Annotated in this window: 14 protein-coding genes; 9 read left to right on the forward strand and 5 right to left on the reverse strand. The window is 51.2% G+C overall.

The annotated features are described in order from the left end of the window. Positions 1-160 precede the first annotated feature (160 nt). Complete coding sequence (locus ABEW73_RS15200; protein WP_430170121.1) at positions 161-2,419, reverse strand: heavy metal translocating P-type ATPase; 2,259 nt, start codon at positions 2,417-2,419, stop codon at positions 161-163. Next, positions 2,420-2,803 carry an ArsR/SmtB family transcription factor gene (locus tag ABEW73_RS15205; protein WP_076326378.1) on the reverse strand — a complete coding sequence of 128 codons (384 nt, stop codon included), beginning with the start codon at positions 2,801-2,803 and terminating at the stop codon, positions 2,420-2,422. Positions 2,804-3,214: 411 nt separating this feature from the next. Between ABEW73_RS15205 and ABEW73_RS15210 the strand changes: the two genes are divergently transcribed. Continuing rightward, complete coding sequence (locus ABEW73_RS15210; protein WP_430170123.1) at positions 3,215-4,093, forward strand: hypothetical protein; 879 nt, start codon at positions 3,215-3,217, stop codon at positions 4,091-4,093. Positions 4,094-4,207: 114 nt separating this feature from the next. Here ABEW73_RS15210 and ABEW73_RS15215 read toward each other — a convergent pair whose 3' ends face one another. After that, positions 4,208-6,268: a transglycosylase domain-containing protein gene (locus ABEW73_RS15215; protein WP_430170125.1), complete on the reverse strand. Its 2,061-nt coding sequence runs from the start codon at positions 6,266-6,268 to the stop codon at positions 4,208-4,210. Positions 6,269-6,604: 336 nt separating this feature from the next. Between ABEW73_RS15215 and speE the strand changes: the two genes are divergently transcribed. The 3 genes from speE to ABEW73_RS15230 all read left to right on the forward strand — a co-directional run bounded on the left by speE (position 6,605) and on the right by ABEW73_RS15230 (position 9,612). After that, positions 6,605-7,432, forward strand: a complete 828-nt coding sequence (speE, locus tag ABEW73_RS15220; RefSeq protein WP_430170127.1) for a polyamine aminopropyltransferase — start codon at positions 6,605-6,607, stop codon at positions 7,430-7,432. Between the two features lie 17 nt (positions 7,433-7,449). Beyond that, on the forward strand, positions 7,450-8,319 hold the full coding sequence (gene speB, locus ABEW73_RS15225; RefSeq protein WP_100541604.1) for an agmatinase: 870 nt from the start codon (positions 7,450-7,452) through the stop codon (positions 8,317-8,319). Between the two features lie 813 nt (positions 8,320-9,132). Further along, the gene (locus tag ABEW73_RS15230) at positions 9,133-9,612 is read left to right on the forward strand and encodes an SRPBCC family protein (RefSeq protein WP_430170129.1); all 480 of its coding nucleotides are present in this window, start codon (positions 9,133-9,135) and stop codon (positions 9,610-9,612) included. A gap of 98 nt (positions 9,613-9,710) precedes the next feature. Here the strand turns inward: ABEW73_RS15230 and ABEW73_RS15235 are convergent, their stop codons facing one another. Then, entirely contained in the window at positions 9,711-11,780 is a 2,070-nt protein-coding gene (locus ABEW73_RS15235; RefSeq protein WP_430170131.1) for a serine hydrolase domain-containing protein, read from the reverse strand. Positions 11,781-11,936: 156 nt separating this feature from the next. Next, the gene (locus tag ABEW73_RS15240) at positions 11,937-12,461 is read right to left on the reverse strand and encodes a phosphatase PAP2 family protein (protein ID WP_071221142.1); all 525 of its coding nucleotides are present in this window, start codon (positions 12,459-12,461) and stop codon (positions 11,937-11,939) included. Positions 12,462-12,800: 339 nt separating this feature from the next. Here ABEW73_RS15240 and ABEW73_RS15245 point away from each other — a divergent pair, with 339 nt between their 5' ends. From ABEW73_RS15245 to argS, 5 genes are all read left to right on the forward strand, one after another. Then, entirely contained in the window at positions 12,801-13,658 is an 858-nt protein-coding gene (locus tag ABEW73_RS15245; RefSeq protein ID WP_430170132.1) for a carbon-nitrogen hydrolase family protein, read from the forward strand. Between the two features lie 50 nt (positions 13,659-13,708). After that, positions 13,709-14,380, forward strand: a complete 672-nt coding sequence (locus ABEW73_RS15250) for a GNAT family N-acetyltransferase (RefSeq protein ID WP_430170133.1) — start codon at positions 13,709-13,711, stop codon at positions 14,378-14,380. A gap of 84 nt (positions 14,381-14,464) precedes the next feature. Continuing rightward, positions 14,465-15,136: a GNAT family N-acetyltransferase gene (locus ABEW73_RS15255; protein WP_430170134.1), complete on the forward strand. Its 672-nt coding sequence runs from the start codon at positions 14,465-14,467 to the stop codon at positions 15,134-15,136. 348 nt (positions 15,137-15,484) lie between these two features. After that, complete coding sequence (locus ABEW73_RS15260) at positions 15,485-15,910, forward strand: DUF1934 domain-containing protein (RefSeq protein WP_430170135.1); 426 nt, start codon at positions 15,485-15,487, stop codon at positions 15,908-15,910. Further along, positions 15,907-17,586 carry an arginine--tRNA ligase gene (argS, locus tag ABEW73_RS15265; RefSeq protein ID WP_430170136.1) on the forward strand — a complete coding sequence of 560 codons (1,680 nt, stop codon included), beginning with the start codon at positions 15,907-15,909 and terminating at the stop codon, positions 17,584-17,586. The genes ABEW73_RS15260 and argS overlap by 4 nt, the downstream gene beginning before the upstream one ends. Positions 17,587-17,662: the final 76 nt, after the last annotated feature.

The following is a 17,662-nucleotide window of genomic DNA, read 5'->3' on the forward strand; positions in this document are numbered from 1 at the left end:
CACTCCCGCCTATATAAACGGCTAAATAATGGAAAATGTTTCACCCCATCGCAAAATTATGTAAAAGATGATATACGCGATGGCGAAGGATTAGAGCTGGCGCGCCAAAGGTCCAACTAAAAAACCGGAGCTGCCCTGAAGGGGCGAAGCTCCGGTGATATCAATATCCTGATTTCAGTTCCTGATCCTTGCCAAGCAGAATGGTGAGACCCAACAAGGTAACGATAATGGTTGCGCCCATGTCCGAAATGATGGCGATCCACAGGGTCAGCCATCCCGGTATCGTAAGCAGCAAAGCAATGGCCTTCAGCGACAAGGAGAGTCCGATATTCCACTTAATAATCTGATTGACCCTTCTTGCGGTTTGGATGGCCCCCGGCAGCTTGCCAAGGTGATCCTGCATTAATACGACGTCGGCCGTTTCGATGGCACTGTCAGTCCCTTTCCCCATCGCGATGCCCAGATCGGCAGCGGCCAATGCAGGGGCATCGTTAATACCATCACCAACCATGCCGGTTTTTTTGCGGGAAGAGAGCTCCTTAATCTTGGCAACCTTCTGTTCCGGCAGGAGGCTTGCGAATACCCGAGATACACCGGATTGCTTCGCAATCGCCTGTGCGGACTGCTCGTGGTCGCCTGTCAGCATGACCGTATCGGTGATACCGGCCTCATGGAGCTTGCGGACAACGGCTTCGGTCTCCGGTCTGATCTCGTCGGCAAGGCCGAACTGACCTAATACGCGATCCTCGCTCACAGCGGCAACGATCGTATAGCCTTGGGCCTTCATACGCCGAATATCTTCCTCTACGGCGCTGATATGATCTTGCGGGCCGTTCACATGCTTCAACACTTCCTCGCTTCCGACCCAGAACAGTTTCCCACCAATTTCAGCCCGAATGCCTTCACCTGGCAATACCGTTATCTGTTGAGGTTCATTAAACATGCACTGCGGATTCTTGATCTCCAGATGCTTCATGACGGCTTTAGCCAACGGATGAAGAGATGATTGCTCCAGTGCGCCTACAACGGCATAAAATTTTGTTTCATCGTATACCGTCTCCGCATAGACGGCAGGCTCACCTTTGGTCAAGGTTCCCGTCTTGTCAAAAGCGATGGCTTCCAGCCGGCCAAGCTGCTCCAGATGGACCCCGCCTTTGATTAGAATCCCGTTGCGTGCCGCGCGGGTCATCCCGCTGACCAGTGCAATCGGAGAAGAAAGCACGAGCGAGCAAGGGCACCCGACAATGAGGATGGACAGCCCCTGATAGATCCAGGTCATCCAGGGCTGGTTCAGCAGCAGCGGAGGAATTAGCGTAACCGCCAGCGCGATGATCATAATCGCCGGAGTATAGTATTTAGCAAACTTATCGATGAAGAGCTCTGTCGGCGTCTTGCTGTCCTGTGCCTCTTGTACAAGATGCATGATCTTGGCCAGGGAGGAATCCTCATAGGTCTTCGATATGGCGATATAGAGAACACCATCGGTACTTACACTGCCGCCAAATACAGCATCGCCCTCCCGTTTCGTAACAGGTACCGATTCCCCGGTAATGGCGGCTTCGTTCACCGCCCCGGTTCCTTGGGTTATGGCCCCATCTGAAGGAATCTTCTCCCCGGGTCTTACGCGAACAACGTCTCCGGGAGTGAGGCTTTCAATCGGTACGCGCTGGGTTTGACCATCTTTCCATAGATCGGCTTCCTTCGGTGCTGCAGCCAGCAGCGCTTCCATCGATTGTCGGGCCCGATTCATGCCGTAGCCTTCCAGCAGCTCGTTAAGACCAAACAGAATGGCAACCAGCGTGGCTTCCCGCCACTCCCCAATGATGACGGCGCCCACGAGCGCAACGGTCATCAGAGTATCCATATTGAATTTGAAGCGGGTCAAATTGCGCAGTCCACGCAAAAATGTCGTATATCCGCTCAAAATCATAGCCCCTGCATATAATGCGATCACAACCGGTTCGGGGATTTTTCCTTCTAATAAAAAGGTTAAGAGATAGAAAACAGCGGAGATCGACAGCAGCCACTTCATGTTCCCTTCGCCGCCATGAGTGTGTTCATGCGCATGACCATGGCTATGTTCGTGATCATGTCCTTGTGCCGATTCGTGAGCATGCGACGAATGGGCATGCTGCGCTTCAGCGCCGGCGGCCGATAAGGCTGTCTGCGGAGCATGAACGATACGCGCACCGTCACTTTTCAGAATGGTTTCTACCCGGCTTAGATTCACTTGGGGAGAGAGGGTCAGTTTCCCACTGTTGTAACTCAGTCGGGCATTGTTTCCATGATCCAGCTTCTGGATCTCTTCCTGCATTTCGCGTGTACAGTTAGGGCAGGAGAGGCCCTGTACCCGGTATTCAATAAGTTCTCCGCTTGCCTCCGGAGATGATTTGGAACGTTGATGGTTGTCTGTGCTCATCTACATCTTCTCCTTCTGGTGCTCCAGCGTCATGTGAAGCAGTGTCCGGATATGGTCATCTTTGAGCGAGTAGTATACATTCTTTCCGGCTTTCCGCGATTTGGCGATATCTTTGTTCTTCAGCGTACGCAGATGATGGGAGGCTGTTGCCGTTGAACTTCCGAGTACTTCGGCTACATCGCAGACACATAGCTCGCCGCCACGGTCCAGCATGTAGGCTACCTTAACCCGCGTCGGATCGGCCAAAGCCTTGAAGATTTCCGCCATGCCGATCATATCATCATCGGAGATCGTTTCTTTTAACAAAGCAACCCTTTCGGTTGAAGGGCATTCCGTTTCACACAGCTCAAGGGAGACTTCTTCGTTCATCGTCCGGGCATTCATAGGAACAACCTCCTTGGATTAGGAGCAATAAGTGCTCTTTATTCTATATATTCAAACGTTGATTTGATTGTTAGTCATAATATACCCGATTTACACACAATATTCAAACGGATATTTGATTGTTCACAAGCATTTCACAGTCCAAGAATAAATCGACAAGTCCTATAGTATTAACCAATTCCAACGGTTAGGTGCAGCGTCGCTCCTCAGAAAATCCTTCCATTTCATATCACGTCAACTTATACTATTAGCAAAAAGATGTAAATTCGCATAGGAAGCATACCTGGATCCAGGACACCTCATGCGCTGCATAACATCTTTGCACGGGCCAAACGTTTCGATTCGAATGTGTACATTATCTAATACCTATCCTTCGATTAGCGGATGTGTATGAACAGGGGAGGCCAGAGTATGACTTGTCCAATATGTCGATATGAAACGGGAGATGGGAAGTATTGTAAGAAATGCGGGGCAAGGCTGATTGTCGAGGATTCACCCGTATTTGCCGCCATGAAAGAGCAAGCAGCAACGTCGGAGCTGTATAGTGTCACTAGACGAAGTGCCAGCAGTAAAGGGGAGATACCTCATGCACGCCAGATCGAATCGGCTCTGCCGGTGTATACCCCGCCGGATATTCCGTTCCGAGCGGCAGGCCGGCAGCAAGCCGAAGAAGAAGAGGAACCTAATCCTTATTGGACCAGCTTAAAATTGTACGGGCAGCTCTACGGGGATTATTTTCTGAAGGGGTTAAGACATCCCTTTGGCGCAGCAGCCGGAACGGAGAGCGGTCAGTTCTTCAATGCGATCGTGTCCATAGTGCTCTATGTTGTTCTTTTTCCACTCGCGCTGTATGCAGCGCTTCATCATGAACTGCAAGGGCTGCCCGAGGGGGCATTTGCAGATCTTGTCTTTAAGCCTATCATTTGGACTGCGATTTTCTTATTCTTGCTGAACGTCTTTACCTTCGCTGGGATTAAGCTGTCCTTCAACCCGGCTGCCAAGCTAAAAGAAGTGATGGCCAGATTCGGCGCTTTGCTGCCCATATTCCTCGTATTGTATGTGGTCAGTTTTCTGTTCCTGTTCCTGAATGGCGATATATCCAAGGTTATCATCCTTCTCTCGTTCATCAGCACTGTGATGACCGTACCGCTATTCGTCATGACCAGCTACAAGAGAAGGATGGGTGGTGGCCTGGATCCGCTGTATGCGATTCTACTGGTCTATGTTGCACTGATGCTCGTGATCGTGATTCTGGGTAGTTCCATGATCGAATATATAACCGTTTTATAATGAAGCCATCTACATAACCTATCGTGGAAAAGAGAAAAACAGCTAGCCTTCTTGCGGGAAAGTCCCGTAATAGGAGCTTGCTGTTTTTTTGATGTGACGGTTCGATCCTCCGAGCTACTCAACCCACCATCGTTTGAAATCCTTCCACCAGGAACGTTCTCCCTGTTTCTCGGCCGCATCTGCAGGGTCCGCCTTCTTCGCGGGCTCTCCGTTTCCGTGTTCGTCACAGTATTCGGTAGGCTCCGTACCCTTAACGAAGACCTCCAGAATTTTGCCAGGACAGTCGGCACCTGCAAGCTTCCCGGTCTTGGGATCCACATAAGCACTGATGACTTCATCCGGGATCGGAAAAATCTTGGGCGGTACATTCTCCAGCGCTTTCTCCGTATATTGCGCGAAAATCGGCGCTGCCCGCCGCCCGTCGACTTTACTGATTTCCCGCCCTTTATCATATCCAACCCAAACCGCTGTCGACAGCTCCGGTGTATAGCCCACGAGCCAAGCGTCGGAGTCGGTGGTGCCTGTCTTCCCGGCAACCGGTCGTTTCATTAGGGTAGAGACACGGTTGCCCGTGCCACCTGTCTCGAATACCCCCTCCATCATGCGAGTCATCACGTAAGCTGCAGCAGGTTCAACCACTTGTTCACCCGACGCTTCCGGCGCTGTATACAAGCTGCGGCCGGCGGCATCGGTGATGTTCAGCACGGCGACAGGTGAGACCCGTTTGCCGTTGTTAGCCATAACAGCGTAAGCGGAGGCCATCTCCAGCGGGCTGACGGGTGAGGTTCCCAGGGCCAGCGAGGGGACAGGCGCAAGCGGACTTGTGATGCCCATCTTTTTCGCCATGTCAGCTACTTTTTCCGGCCCAATCTTCATGATGGTATTCACAGCATAGATATTATCCGAAGCGGCGATGGCTTCCCGCATGGGAATTTCCCCTAAATATTTATCGCCGAAGTTGCTGGGCTGATACGTTTTGCGGTTGTTATCGTAATGAAACAGGGTGGGCTGGCTGTTGAACACGCTGGTGCTCGTCATTTCCTTGGAAGCTATGGCTGTTAAGTACATAATCGGCTTAAATGACGACCCGGGCTGCCTTGTTTTGGCCAACGCGTGGTTGTACTGATTCTCCCGGTAGTTCTTACCGCCGACCATGGCTTTGATGTGCCCGTTACGCGGGTCGACGGACACGAGCGCCGTTTCCAGCTCGCTCTTGTTGTCCATACCCTCGGATACAGCCTCTTCGGCTGCCTTTTGGGCCCGCGGGTCCAGGGTCGTATAGATGTTGAGGCCGCCCTGTTCGAGCTGCTGCTCCGTAATGTTCAGTTGGTTGGTGACGAGGCTCCGGACATAGTCCCGGAAATAGGAGGCAATCACTTTATTCTCCTGACGGTCCTGAGGGAGCAGGGCGAGCTTGGCCGAGGCAGCTTTGTCGGCCTCGGTCTTGGAAATGAATCCAGTATCCGCCATGGCATTCAGGACAATCTGCTGTCTTTTGAGCGCGTTGTCCATATAATTGTAGGGCGAGTAATACGTCGGACCCTTTGGAATGCCGGCCAGCATCGCGCTTTCGGCCAAAGTCAGTTTTTTTGCCGGTTTGCCGAAGTAGAGCAGGGACGCCGATTCGATACCGTAAGCTCCGTGGCCGTAATAAATTTCGTTGAGGTACATTTCAAGTATTTGATCTTTCGTATATTTCATCTCAAGCTGGGCGGTGAATTTGGCCTCCTTGAGTTTACGTGTCCATGTTTTTTCATGAGATAGGTATAAGTTTCGTGCAAGCTGCTGGGTTAATGTGCTGGCGCCCTGTTTGCGATCCATATGCTGCAGGTTGACCAATACGGCTCGGGCCATCCCCTTCATATCAAACCCCGGATGATCATAGAATTTCCGGTCCTCCACCGCCAAGGTAGCCTGGATCAGATGAGGAGATATATCGGCCAATCTCACTTGCTCGGATGTATGCCCCGTGGTCGAGAAGGTGGCGATTAAACCTCCTTGGCTGTCAAGCAGACGGGAGTAGCGGGATGTTTCCGCGACGGGCAGTGGCGTTATAAATAAATAGGCGAGCAGAATGCCGCCGGCGATGATAGAAATGCCAAGGAGTACGAACAGAAATGTAGCAAGCCGGACGAAACGACGTTTGCGCTTGGGTGATTTTTTTTGTCCCGGCATCAATGGTTCTCCTTCCAGTCCTTTTTGTAGAGTCGAGGCTTTTGCGCTGCCAAAAACGGAGATATGCTCAAATTCCCCTTGGTTGCCTTCTTTTTCTATATAGTATGGGGCTGCTGAGGGCAGGATATTCATCAAAAGCGATGATGTTTTTGCTTCCATTCGTCTGTGCCGGAAGTTTTGGTTGCAATTTGGGCTTGATTTAATATAATCTAATTTGTTTGGTACAATAGGAAAAGTGTGAAACTGTAAGCTAAAGGCATCTGCCCCGAATAAAGTTTTGCGGCTTGGATCTGGACGGCTGAACATTATTCTAGCGGAAAGAAGGTAGTGACGACGATGGAATTATGGTATACAGAGAAGCAAACCCCGACTTTTGGCATCACGGCTAAAATCCGGGAGACTTTTGTACATGAGAAGACGGAGTTTCAACAACTGGATATGATCGATACTGAGGAATTCGGGCGCATGCTCGTTCTGGACGGTATGGTTATGACTACAATTAAGGATGAATTCGTCTATCATGAGATGGTCGCTCACCCCGCGCTGAACACGCATCCAAATCCGAAGAAGGTTCTTGTTGTCGGCGGAGGAGACGGTGGCGTCATTCGCGAAGTAATCAAGCATCCGGGCGTAGAGAAAGCAGTACTCGTTGAAATTGATGGAAAAGTTATTGAATATTCGAAGCAGTATCTGCCTGAGATCGCTGGCAAGCTGGATGATTCGAAGGTCGAGGTACTGGTTAACGATGGATATATGCACATCATTGAGAATAAGAACGAATACGACGTCATTATGGTAGACTCCACCGAGCCTGTGGGCCCGGCCGCTCCATTGTTTGAGCGCGGATTCTATCAAGGGATCTACGAAGCGCTGAAGGAAGACGGTATTTTCGTGGCGCAAACGGACAACCCGTGGTTTAAAGCGGACTTGATTCAGCAGGTTAACAAAGACGTGAAGGAGATCTTCCCGATCGTCCGTGTGTATGGAGCGAACATTCCAACCTACCCAAGCGGTCTGTGGACCTTCACCATGGGCAGCAAAACGTATGATCCGCTTGAAGTGGACGAATCCACGATTGACGAGATGGATACGAAATACTATTCGCCTCGCCTGCACAAAGCCGCATTCGTGCTGCCTAAATTTGTTGAAGACCTGGTGAAATAAGGAGGAGCGATAAACTGATGAAACTGGATCAAGGTTACTCCGGCAACGTGTTTATTTTGAGTTCCGAGGATTATGAGGGGTCCAAGGCTGTCATTTACGGTATGCCGATGGATTTCACGGTTAGCTACCGTCCCGGCTCCCGTTTTGGCCCAGCTCGTATTCGCCAGGCTTCCGTAGGCTTGGAGGAGTACAGCCCGTACTTAGATAAAAGCATTGAAGACATGACGTATTTCGATGCAGGCGACCTGATGCTGCCTTTCGGCAATGCGGGCCGCAGTCTCGAAGTGATTGGCGATTATGTAGGCAAACTGCTGGATGACGGGAAATTCCCGATCGGACTTGGCGGCGAGCACCTCGTATCCTGGCCGATCATTCAGAAGGTGTATGAGAAGTACCCGGATCTTATTCTGATCCATATCGATGCCCATGCTGACCTGCGCGAGCATTATGAGGGAGAGCCGTTGTCCCACTCCACACCGGTCCGCAAGGCGGCGGGTATTATGGGCGGCAAGAATATTTATCAATTCGGTATTCGTTCCGGCTCCCGCGAGGAGTTCCAATATGGACGGGAGAACATTAACTTTTATCCGTTCGAAGTGGCGGCCCCTCTTAAGGAAGCCTTGCCTTCCATGGGCAACCGTCCGGTCTACGTGACCATCGACATCGATGTGCTTGACCCATCTGCCGCACCGGGCACCGGTACTGCAGAAGCAGGCGGCATCACATCGAAGGAACTGCTGGAAGCCGTGCATCTCATTGCGGGCTCCGACGTGAACGTGGTCGGCTGCGATCTCGTGGAAGTGGCACCGATCTATGATCCGACCGAGCAGACCCAGATCGTGGCTGCGAAGCTGATTCGTGAGATGTTGTTGGGATTCGTGAAGTAGTCCACCCACCCAAACCCTCCCTGCCAGGGAGGGCCCCAAGGGCGCTGCCCTCTGGACACCCGGAACTTTGGTGCTCGGAGTTGGTATGAGGATCTGAGCGGGGCTGGTGCTTGTGCCCGGCCACCGCTCGGTCCTCCCCTGCTGGGATGTCCTCGTGGCCTTTATAGCGTCCATATTTCAGCCGAGGCTTCGCTCCTCGGCTGAAGAAAAAGCAAGCCTCCCCAACCTAAGCCTGCGGCTATCGGGGTTGGCTTGCTTTTTCGCGTGGGCGCGGCCCCCTCGAATGGCTCCCCTCCGGGTGCTCGAGGGCCTGCACTGCGTGCATGAGTGCCGAGGCTTCGCCCCTCGGCTGAAGAAAAAGCAACCTCCCCTGTCTAAGCCTGCGGCTACCGGGGTTGGCTTGCTTTTTCGCGTGGGAGTGGCCCCCTCGAATGGCTCCCCTCCGGGGTGCTCGAGGGCCTGCACTGCGTGCATGAGCAGCCGAGGCTCCGCTCCTCGGCTGAAGAAAAAGCAAGCCTCCCCTGTCTAAGCCTGCGGCTATCGGGGTTGGCTTGCTTTTTCGCTTGGGCGCGGCCCCCTCGAATAGCTCCCCTCCGGGGTGCTCGAGGGCCTGCACTGCGTGCATGAGTAGCCGAGGCTTCGCTCCTCGGCTGAAGAAAAAGCAAGCCTCCCCAACCTAAGCCTTCGGCTATCGGGGTTGGCTTGCTTTTCCAGCATTGAGCAATTGAGAAGAAATTATGTGTGGTCATATGTTATAAACTTAAGGGAGTTTAAATCCGGATTTTGATGACGCCAATAAGGAGGTTAACATCAATGACAGATTCGTCCAGTAAGAAGAGAATTGACTCTGCTTCGAGAATGATTAAGGCATCGCCCCAAACCATTTATCAGGCATTCACTGACCCCAAGGCTTGGGTATCGTGGCTTCCGCCAGAGGGGATGTCAGGTCAGATCGACACCTTTGATGCCCGTGAAGGCGGGACTTATCGAATGGTACTCACCTATAATGGAACGGGCCAAGTCAACCTCGGTAAATCATCGGAAGGTACGGATATCGTCCAAGGTAAATTCCTGGCGTTGGTGCCAAACAAGAAAATCGTGCAGTGCTTTGAATTCGAGTCGGAAGACCCCGCTTACGGGGGCCTGATGACCATGACATGGACGTTGACAGCACTTGCGGAAGGCACGGATGTGACGATTGTTTGCGAGGACGTTCCTGAGGGCATACGGCAGGAAGATCACGAAGAGGGCTTGAATTCTACGCTTGAGAATCTCGCGGTCTTTACTGAATGATAGCGGACAGGCTGCGCGCCTCACAACGTCCCTTTAACAGTAAAAAAGCAAGCAACCCTGCTTAAGCCTAGCGGCTAATAGGGTTGCTTGCTTTCGTGTTATTTCAGGGTGATATCGAATGCCGAGCTTGGGGCACCGGCAAATACGACAGCTCCATTAGCTGGGAGCTTCACTTCATTACTGCCGCTGACGATGCTGTAGTTCACAACGGCACCTTTTTCGTCATACACGGCGAATGCGCCTTGAGCCGGGAGGGTTACTGTCATGGTTTTGCCTGCAACTTGTTTAGGGACGGTGTACCATTTGGCATAGCCATCCGCTTGCAGGGTGACGGTTGATTTTTTACCTTTATAAAGCGGCTTAACGTCCTTACCACTCACAAACAGGGCACCTGCCCCTTCGAGATACTCTACGCCTTTTTCCTTATAGAAGCGGAATTCGGACGTATCCCGGCCGCCCATAGCCGGAATCTGATGCTGGCTTACTGCGGTATCCGGGTCGATGATCTTCTTTTCGATCATATAGCCTTCCAGACCGCTCTTGCTGTTAATCTCTATTGTTGGTTTCGTGATGAAGTACATCAGCGATGTGTATTTCTCGTTCAACGGATAGAACGTCTCGCCTTCCCGCTTCGCCCATGCGGCAGCGGTCTCTTTGGACAGCGGGTTCGCTTCCATTTTTTCGGCCGAATATTGCGACAAGGCCGTCTGTCCCAATCCAGGAATCGAAATATATTGTCTTACCCATAGGTAGATACGGTCATTCTTTTCCTTAACGAAGCTGACCTTGATGCTGCCATCCGCGCTGACAAACGTTCCGTCCGCGGTGTATACATATTTCTCGGCAGGATAGTCCGGCACCATCGGTACGGTAATGGACAGTTCGCCGTCCTTGATGTCGACTTTCATCTGTTGATTCGTCACGCCGTAATAACCGGCAAATTTCGCGATGTCGCTTGGCATATCGGCCTTCACCGGCTTGCCGAACGATTTTTCCGGCTTGAATTCCTTGATGGTGCCTTTTTCCTTAAGTGCATTCAGCAAAATTTCGTTCGCCAGCATTTGGTTGGTCATGCCCGAACCGCCGGAAGATAATACGGCAGCTGCCATGTTCTGCTCCGGAAGCACAACAAGGGAAGCGTGGTATAGAATGGTGTCGCCGCCTTTAGTCACGGCTTTCATGTCATATTGGGTAAACGGGAACAGTCTCACGCTGTCCCAGCCAAGTCCATAATCTACCGAGTTATCGGCATCTTCTGGCCACAGGCCTTTTTTATATTCTTCCTGCTCCATGGCTTTAACGGATTTGTTGGAAAGAATGCCTTCCGCTTCTCCGGTGAAGATCTGCGCGAACTGCACCAAGTCTTCAGCCGTAGAATAGATGCCGCCAGTGCCGATTACATTGACCGTCTCATTCGGAAGCTGTCCTTGGTGAGTAGGATAATACAGACCCGCCATTTGGCTTAACTCCAATGTATCCTGGGATGTCTTCGTGTGGTCCATATCTAACGGCTCGGTAAAATATTGATGAATGAATGCGGTAAAATCCTTGCCGCTGACTTTCTCTACCAGTATCTCAGCTAGAGTGAATCCATCATTACAGTAAACGGAGAACGCGCCCGGATCCGCTTTAAGATTTTGGGTGGACAATTGCTTGAGGAGCGTGTCATGTGCATGAGTGTCATTATCTTCGAACAAAAATGCATTGTTCAGGCTTGAGCCTTGCAGTCCGGAGGAATGGTTAAGCAGCATGCGCGGCGTAATTTTTTTGTAACGTTCGTCTTTCATCGTGAATTCGGGTATGTACTGAACTAGAGGCGTATCCAGGTTGACTTTCCCCTCATCCACCAATTTCATGACCGCAGCGGCGGTGAACACTTTACTCGTGGAGCCGATGCCATACATCGTATCCTTGGTCAGCGGTTTCTTTCCTTCGATATCATTGACGCCCGCTTGCCCGGACACGGTAATCACTCCGTTGTCGATAAGGGCATATTGAACGCTTGTCGTTCCATACGTCCCGGTAAGCAGCTTGGCTTTCTCTGCGGCGGTTTTCTCAAGGCTTCCTCCAACGGCAGCTTGGCTGTTATCTGCTGCCATTACCCCAGCCGGAAGGATCATCGTAACGGCGAGTAGGGTAACCAGCATCCGTGATAGTCTTTTCTTCAATGAATAAATACCTCCTTATTATGAATGTACTTAGTTAGTACGATTTACCAGCCCAAATGGTTCAATCTTTTTTCGGGAAATTTACAAAGTGCGGGGAGGAACAAAAAAACAGGCATCCCATCCATAGCTGTAAAGCCATGTGGGGATACCTGTTTTTTAACTGAGCACGATAAGCAGCGCCGAGGTGGTTCCGACGAAACAGCCTGCCAAACAATCCGAAGGATAGTGAAAGCCCAGATAGATGCGTGACAGGCTGACCGTAAGGGCCAGCAGGATCAAGAGCAATGACAGCCAAGGCGTTATGAACAGAAACGGCGTGATAATGGAAAAGATGGCCGTCGAGTGTCCGGAGGGGAACGAATGGTCCTTCATCGGTTTTTTTTCGAACCGTACCTTTTCAAGTGCCAGATAGGGCCGGATGCGCCGCATCTTCCTTTTGATGAGGGCCGTAATCAGGAAGCTGAGGGAAAGTGCAATAAAACTCTGCCACCCCATCGTATTCCATGGCTCAGGTGCAAAAAACGCTATCGAAAGTGTCAGCACAATGGTAAAGATAGCACCCCCCATATGGGTGACCAGCGCGAGCATCGAATCCACCGTTTTGTTGCTGATCTTGCGGTTTAACCAGCGGAAGATAAGGTGGTCATGTTGCTGAAGCCAATCCATCGAACGAGTAATCATTGTGAACAGAACACCTCACATTATAATTTTGTAAGCAGTCAGCCCAAAGTTAAATAGGCTGCAATATATGCTTGTAAGGGCCGAGATTCATAGTAGACAAGAGGCTTACATACGACAGTATACAGGAGAATTGTTAAGCGTGGGTATGAATGACATGTATTTTTTCATAAATTGAACTTTCTTTGTCGCAAGTGGATTTAATGATAACCGTTTAAGTGTGTTTGGAGCACGCTCCGCAAGGTTATGGTTTCCAAGAGATGATGACTTCATGTCCCCATGTTCTCGAAGCCCGGAATCCGATATAATGAAAGCATCTAACCATGCCTAAGGAGGAGAAGCATGAAATTTCGCGTTTCTGCCGTGCAATATCATCTGCACACCATTCAATCCTTTGACGATTTTGCCCGTCAGTCGGAGCATTATATCCGGACGGCGGAGGAATTTGAAGCCGATTTTGTGCTGTTTCCGGAATTTTTCACGACCCAGCTGATGTCCATCGGGGATGATCAGGGCAGGGCATTGACGATCAACGATCTTCCGGATTTTACAGACCGTTACCGCGAGCTGTTTCAAGGCTTTGCGAAGCAATATAACATGCATATCATTGGCGGCACGCACGTCGTTCGCCGTGAAGGGAAGCTGTACAATGTAGCGCATCTGTTCTATCCGGACGGCCGCATTGCAGAGCAAGCCAAGATCCATATCACGCCTTCGGAGATTAGCGGATGGAATATGGGAGCGGGTGAAGGACTCGAAGTGTTCGAGACGGAAAAAGGCACCATTGCGATGCTGACCTGCTATGACATCGAATTCCCTGAGATTGTGCGCATGGCCAAGGCTAAAGGGGCCGACGTCATTTTCTGTCCGTCTTGTACGGATGATCGTCACGGGTTCCACCGCGTGCGTTACACCAGCCATGCCCGCGCCATTGAGAATCAAATCTATGTGGTGCTGACCGGTACCGTTGGCTCGCTGCCAACCGTGGATCTGATGCGTGCCAATTTCGGACAGGCGGCCATCATTACCCCGAACGATATCCCGTTTCCTCCGCAGGGCCTGCTGGCCGAGGGAGAGCTAAACAACGATATGATCATTACCGCCGATCTTGATCTGGATTTATTGTATCAAGTGCGCGAGAAGGGATCCGTCACGACATGGCGCGATCGCCGCACGGATTTGTATCCGGATTGGGAGTAAGTCCGTATATCATCCCTTGAGGAAAATAGGACAAAGGCGGTGCTGAGGAAATGGCCCGGTTTCATCAACAGTTTTATGTATTTGACGACGCCCGGCCGGTGCCGGTTGTCATTCGAAGCTACACGGAAGCGGATTTTGACGAGCTGATCGTCATTCAATCCGAGACGTTCCCGCCCCCATATCCGCCGGAGCAGTGGTGGGACAAGGAGCAGCTGAATCAGCATGTCGCCTTGTTCCCTGAAGGTGCTCTGTGCGTTGAAGTGGGCGGGACGCTCGCCGGGTCGATCACCTCGCTCATTGTGGATTACGATCCACGGGAGCCTGCGCACTCCTGGGCGGAGACCACGGATAACGGGTATATCCGGACCCATAAACCGGACGGGAATACGCTATACATTGTCGACATTTGCGTCAGGCCGCGCTTCCGTAAGCTTGGACTCGGCAAATGGCTGATTCAGTCGCTGTACCATGTAACGGTGAAGCAGGGATTGGACCGACTCCTTGGCGGCGGACGGATGCCCGGCTATCATCGGCATGCCCATGAAATGTCGGCTGCGGAGTATCTGGAAGCTGTGGTCCGGGGAGATCTCAAGGATCCAGTGATTACTTTCCTGCTGCGTTGCGGCCGGACGCCCGTCGGGGTGGCAGCGGAGTATTTGAAGGATGAGGAATCCTGCAATTATGGGGCTCTGATGGAATGGAAGAATCCGTTCAGTGGATGAAGAAGTTTCGCTTGAACAATAATGAATGGACTTCATATATAAGGATGGATTTTTTGATTACATATATAAGGAGGCTTTTATTTGATGGAATATATCCGTATTACAAGCATCGACGATCCCTTGTTCCGCAAAATGCACAATCTGATGAAGGACGTGTTCCCTCCAGAAGAGGTGCTGGAATTCAGTCTATGGAAAGAACCGCTGGAGGATCCGGGTATTCGGGTGTTTGTTGCCCTGCATGAGGACGAAGTGGTGGGTACGACGGAATACCGCTATTACGAGGACTGGAATGTAGCGATGACCGATTTTACCATTATCGGGCGCGAAGGGCTTGGCATCGGCCGATTCCTGGCACAGCATCGCTTGAAGGATCTGAATGAACTGGCGGCAACGAACGGTAAAGCGTTGTTCGGCATGTTTGCCGAGATCTACGATCCATATCGGGTACAGGACTATGCATTCGGTGGGGTAAAGCCGATGGATCCGTTTGTTCGCCGCGAGGTGCTGTCCCATCTTGGCTACAAACGCACGGATATCCCCTACGTGCATCCTTCCTGGAATAATGATGGCGAAGCGGTGAGCGGGCTCGACTTCTGCTTCATGCCGGGCGATGATACTGTCAATGAATTGCCTGCAGAGCTGATCGTGAACTTCCTGAAACGTTACTATTCGGTGCTGCCTGAGAAGCCACAGGCCTGGAACGACATGGTGGCCAAGCTGGAAACGCAGGAGAAGGTATCCCTGCTCCCGCTGTAACTTATATGATAGTTCATGCCTGATTCGTTACGAATCAGGCATATTCTTGTCGGGTTACGCCCGCAGTGTGTGATATTTTGGTATTCTGATCGTAGAATGACCCTTATATTTAAACATGGAATGTGCAGAGCCATGATCCATCAGCTTATTTTGGCAAGGAAATCACAGGAGCAAGTTATAGTGAGTGGCACAAGCAATGGGCCGAGAAATACGGGGATTGAGGATGCGGTCGGTCTTCAGTATAAGCACGTGGATAGACTTTTTCTTCACATTTGCTAAAATCCTCATTTGAATTGCAAGGCTATACTGGATATAGTAATACAATAGGTAAGGAAAAGAGGAACGTACATGAACGACCGAAAACAAGTGAGCATCCGTCTTCAAAGCCTTCACGAAGGGGAGAATACGATACAGGAGCTTCCGGCGGAGGCGTTTATTAAAGGGAATGTCCTGTATGTTCGCTATACAGAACCAGCGCTTGGACCGCATCAAGGGGAGACCCGGGCGATGCTTAAGCTGACGGAGGACGAGCTGAAATTGATCCGTCACGGCGAGGTGGAGTCCGAGCAGTCGTTTCGGTTAGGCCAACGAATGCCGGGGTATTACCGCTCCCCGTTCACTTCATTTAATCTTTCTACGCACACGCAGCGTCTGGAGCTAGCGCTTGAAGGCGTGTCCGGACGAGCGGCATGGGCGTATGATTTATATGTGTCGGGCGAGTTATCGGGACACTTTTCTATTAGTTTGACTATTCAGGAGGCACATGAATCATGACAATGAATCCATTAGATCACATTAACGGGCTGGTTGCAGAAGCGGTGGCTGACGCTGCCGTTGCTGCAGGACTGGTCTCCCGTGAGGAATTGCCGGGTATAACGCTGGAAGTTCCCAAGGATAAGTCGCATGGCGACTTGGCTACGAACGTAGCGATGCAGTTGACACGAATCGCCAAGAAGAACCCGCGGCAAATTGCGGAGGCTATCTTGGAACATTTGGACATGGCGAAAGCTTCCATTGAAAAAGCTGAAATAGCCGGACCAGGATTCATTAACTTTACTTTGGACAAGGGGTACCTCTATCCGATCGTTGCATTGGTAGAAGAACAGGGTGACAACTACGGACGGATTGCTACGGGCGAGGGGCAAAAGGTTCAGATGGAGTTTGTCAGCGCCAATCCCACCGGAAGTCTGCACCTGGGACATGCCCGCGGAGCAGCGGTAGGCGATGCCCTCTGCAATGTGCTTGATTTTGCAGGCTACGAGGTTACGCGCGAATACTATATCAATGATGCTGGCAACCAAGTGGTGAACCTGATTAAATCCCTCGAAGCCCGTTATTTGCAGGAGCTCGGTCAGGATGCCGAAATGCCGGAAGATGGATACCATGGCGAAGATATCAAAGGGTTTGCCAGAGAGCTTGTAGCTGAGAAGGGCGAATCTTTGCTGTCCATGGATCCAGGCGAGAGAACGGCATTCCTTCGTCAGTTCGGACTTGAGAAGGAACTGGATAAAATCAAACGCGATTTGAATCGATTCCGCGTTCATTTTGACGAATGGTTTAGTGAGACATCCCTGTACGAGAATGGACTCGTGGAGAAATCCCTGGAAGAGCTGAAATCGAAAGGCGAAGCTTATGAGAAGGATGGGGCTACCTGGCTTCGTACAACCGACTATGGGGACGACAAAGACCGCGTCCTCGTGAAGAATGACGGAACCTATACTTACCTGACGCCGGATATTGCATACCACCGCAATAAATACGAGCGCGGCTATGACAAGATTCTTAATATTTGGGGAGCCGATCACCATGGTTATATTCCACGGATGAAGGCTGCTATGGAGGCACTCGGCAATGATCCGGACAAACTGATTGTATTGATCGCCCAGATGGTCAGTCTGTTCCAGGATGGCGAGAAAGTGAAGATGTCCAAGCGTACCGGTAAAGCGGTCACGATGGAAGATCTGATGGATGAAGTCGGCGTGGACGCAATCCGCTATTTCTTCACCATGCGCAGCATGGACTCGCACCTGGATTTCGATATGGATCTGGCGGTATCTACGTCCAATGAGAATCCGGTCTTCTATGTGCAGTATGCCCACGCACGCATTTGCAGCGTATTCCGCCAAGCCGAGGAGCAAGGCGTTAACCTCCTGCCACTTTCCGAAGTGAACCTGAGCGTTCTTACAACTGAGCATGAGTACGACATTTTACGCAAAATAGGAGAGCTCCCGCAGGAAGTGTCGCTTGCTGCTGAGAACTATGCTCCGCACCGACTCATTCGGTATGTATATGAGCTGGCTTCCCTGTTCCACAGCTATTATCGAGCCGAGCGCGTGATTACGGAGGATGCGGATCAAACGCAGGCTCGCCTGGCTTTGCTTGGAGCTGTTCGTACGGTCATCGCTAACGTGCTTCGCCTGATGGGTGTATCGGCGCCGGAACGGATGTAATGGATTTTGCTTTAATATGACAACAGCCGTCTTTTCGAGGAAAGGCGGCTGTTTTTAATTTATAAACGGACGTTCT

Source organism: Paenibacillus lautus (assembly GCF_050482385.1).
Lineage (GTDB): Bacteria > Bacillota > Bacilli > Paenibacillales > Paenibacillaceae > Paenibacillus_AQ > Paenibacillus_AQ lautus_B.

What these genes read in the sequence shown, in the direction of transcription:
- ABEW73_RS15210 (WP_430170123.1), top strand. Translation starts at nt 3,215, where the DNA reads ATGACTTGTCCAATATGTCGATATGAAACGGGAGATGGGAAGTATTGT.
- ABEW73_RS15255 (WP_430170134.1), top strand. Translation starts at nt 14,465, where the DNA reads ATGGAATATATCCGTATTACAAGCATCGACGATCCCTTGTTCCGCAAA.
- ABEW73_RS15245 (WP_430170132.1), top strand. Translation starts at nt 12,801, where the DNA reads ATGAAATTTCGCGTTTCTGCCGTGCAATATCATCTGCACACCATTCAA.
- ABEW73_RS15205 (WP_076326378.1), bottom strand. Translation starts at nt 2,803, where the DNA reads ATGAATGCCCGGACGATGAACGAAGAAGTCTCCCTTGAGCTGTGTGAA.
- ABEW73_RS15215 (WP_430170125.1), bottom strand. Translation starts at nt 6,268, where the DNA reads ATGCCGGGACAAAAAAAATCACCCAAGCGCAAACGTCGTTTCGTCCGG.
- ABEW73_RS15240 (WP_071221142.1), bottom strand. Translation starts at nt 12,461, where the DNA reads ATGATTACTCGTTCGATGGATTGGCTTCAGCAACATGACCACCTTATC.
- argS (WP_430170136.1), top strand. Translation starts at nt 15,907, where the DNA reads ATGACAATGAATCCATTAGATCACATTAACGGGCTGGTTGCAGAAGCG.
- speE (WP_430170127.1), top strand. Translation starts at nt 6,605, where the DNA reads ATGGAATTATGGTATACAGAGAAGCAAACCCCGACTTTTGGCATCACG.
- ABEW73_RS15250 (WP_430170133.1), top strand. Translation starts at nt 13,709, where the DNA reads ATGGCCCGGTTTCATCAACAGTTTTATGTATTTGACGACGCCCGGCCG.
- ABEW73_RS15260 (WP_430170135.1), top strand. Translation starts at nt 15,485, where the DNA reads ATGAACGACCGAAAACAAGTGAGCATCCGTCTTCAAAGCCTTCACGAA.
- speB (WP_100541604.1), top strand. Translation starts at nt 7,450, where the DNA reads ATGAAACTGGATCAAGGTTACTCCGGCAACGTGTTTATTTTGAGTTCC.
- ABEW73_RS15200 (WP_430170121.1), bottom strand. Translation starts at nt 2,419, where the DNA reads ATGAGCACAGACAACCATCAACGTTCCAAATCATCTCCGGAGGCAAGC.
- ABEW73_RS15230 (WP_430170129.1), top strand. Translation starts at nt 9,133, where the DNA reads ATGACAGATTCGTCCAGTAAGAAGAGAATTGACTCTGCTTCGAGAATG.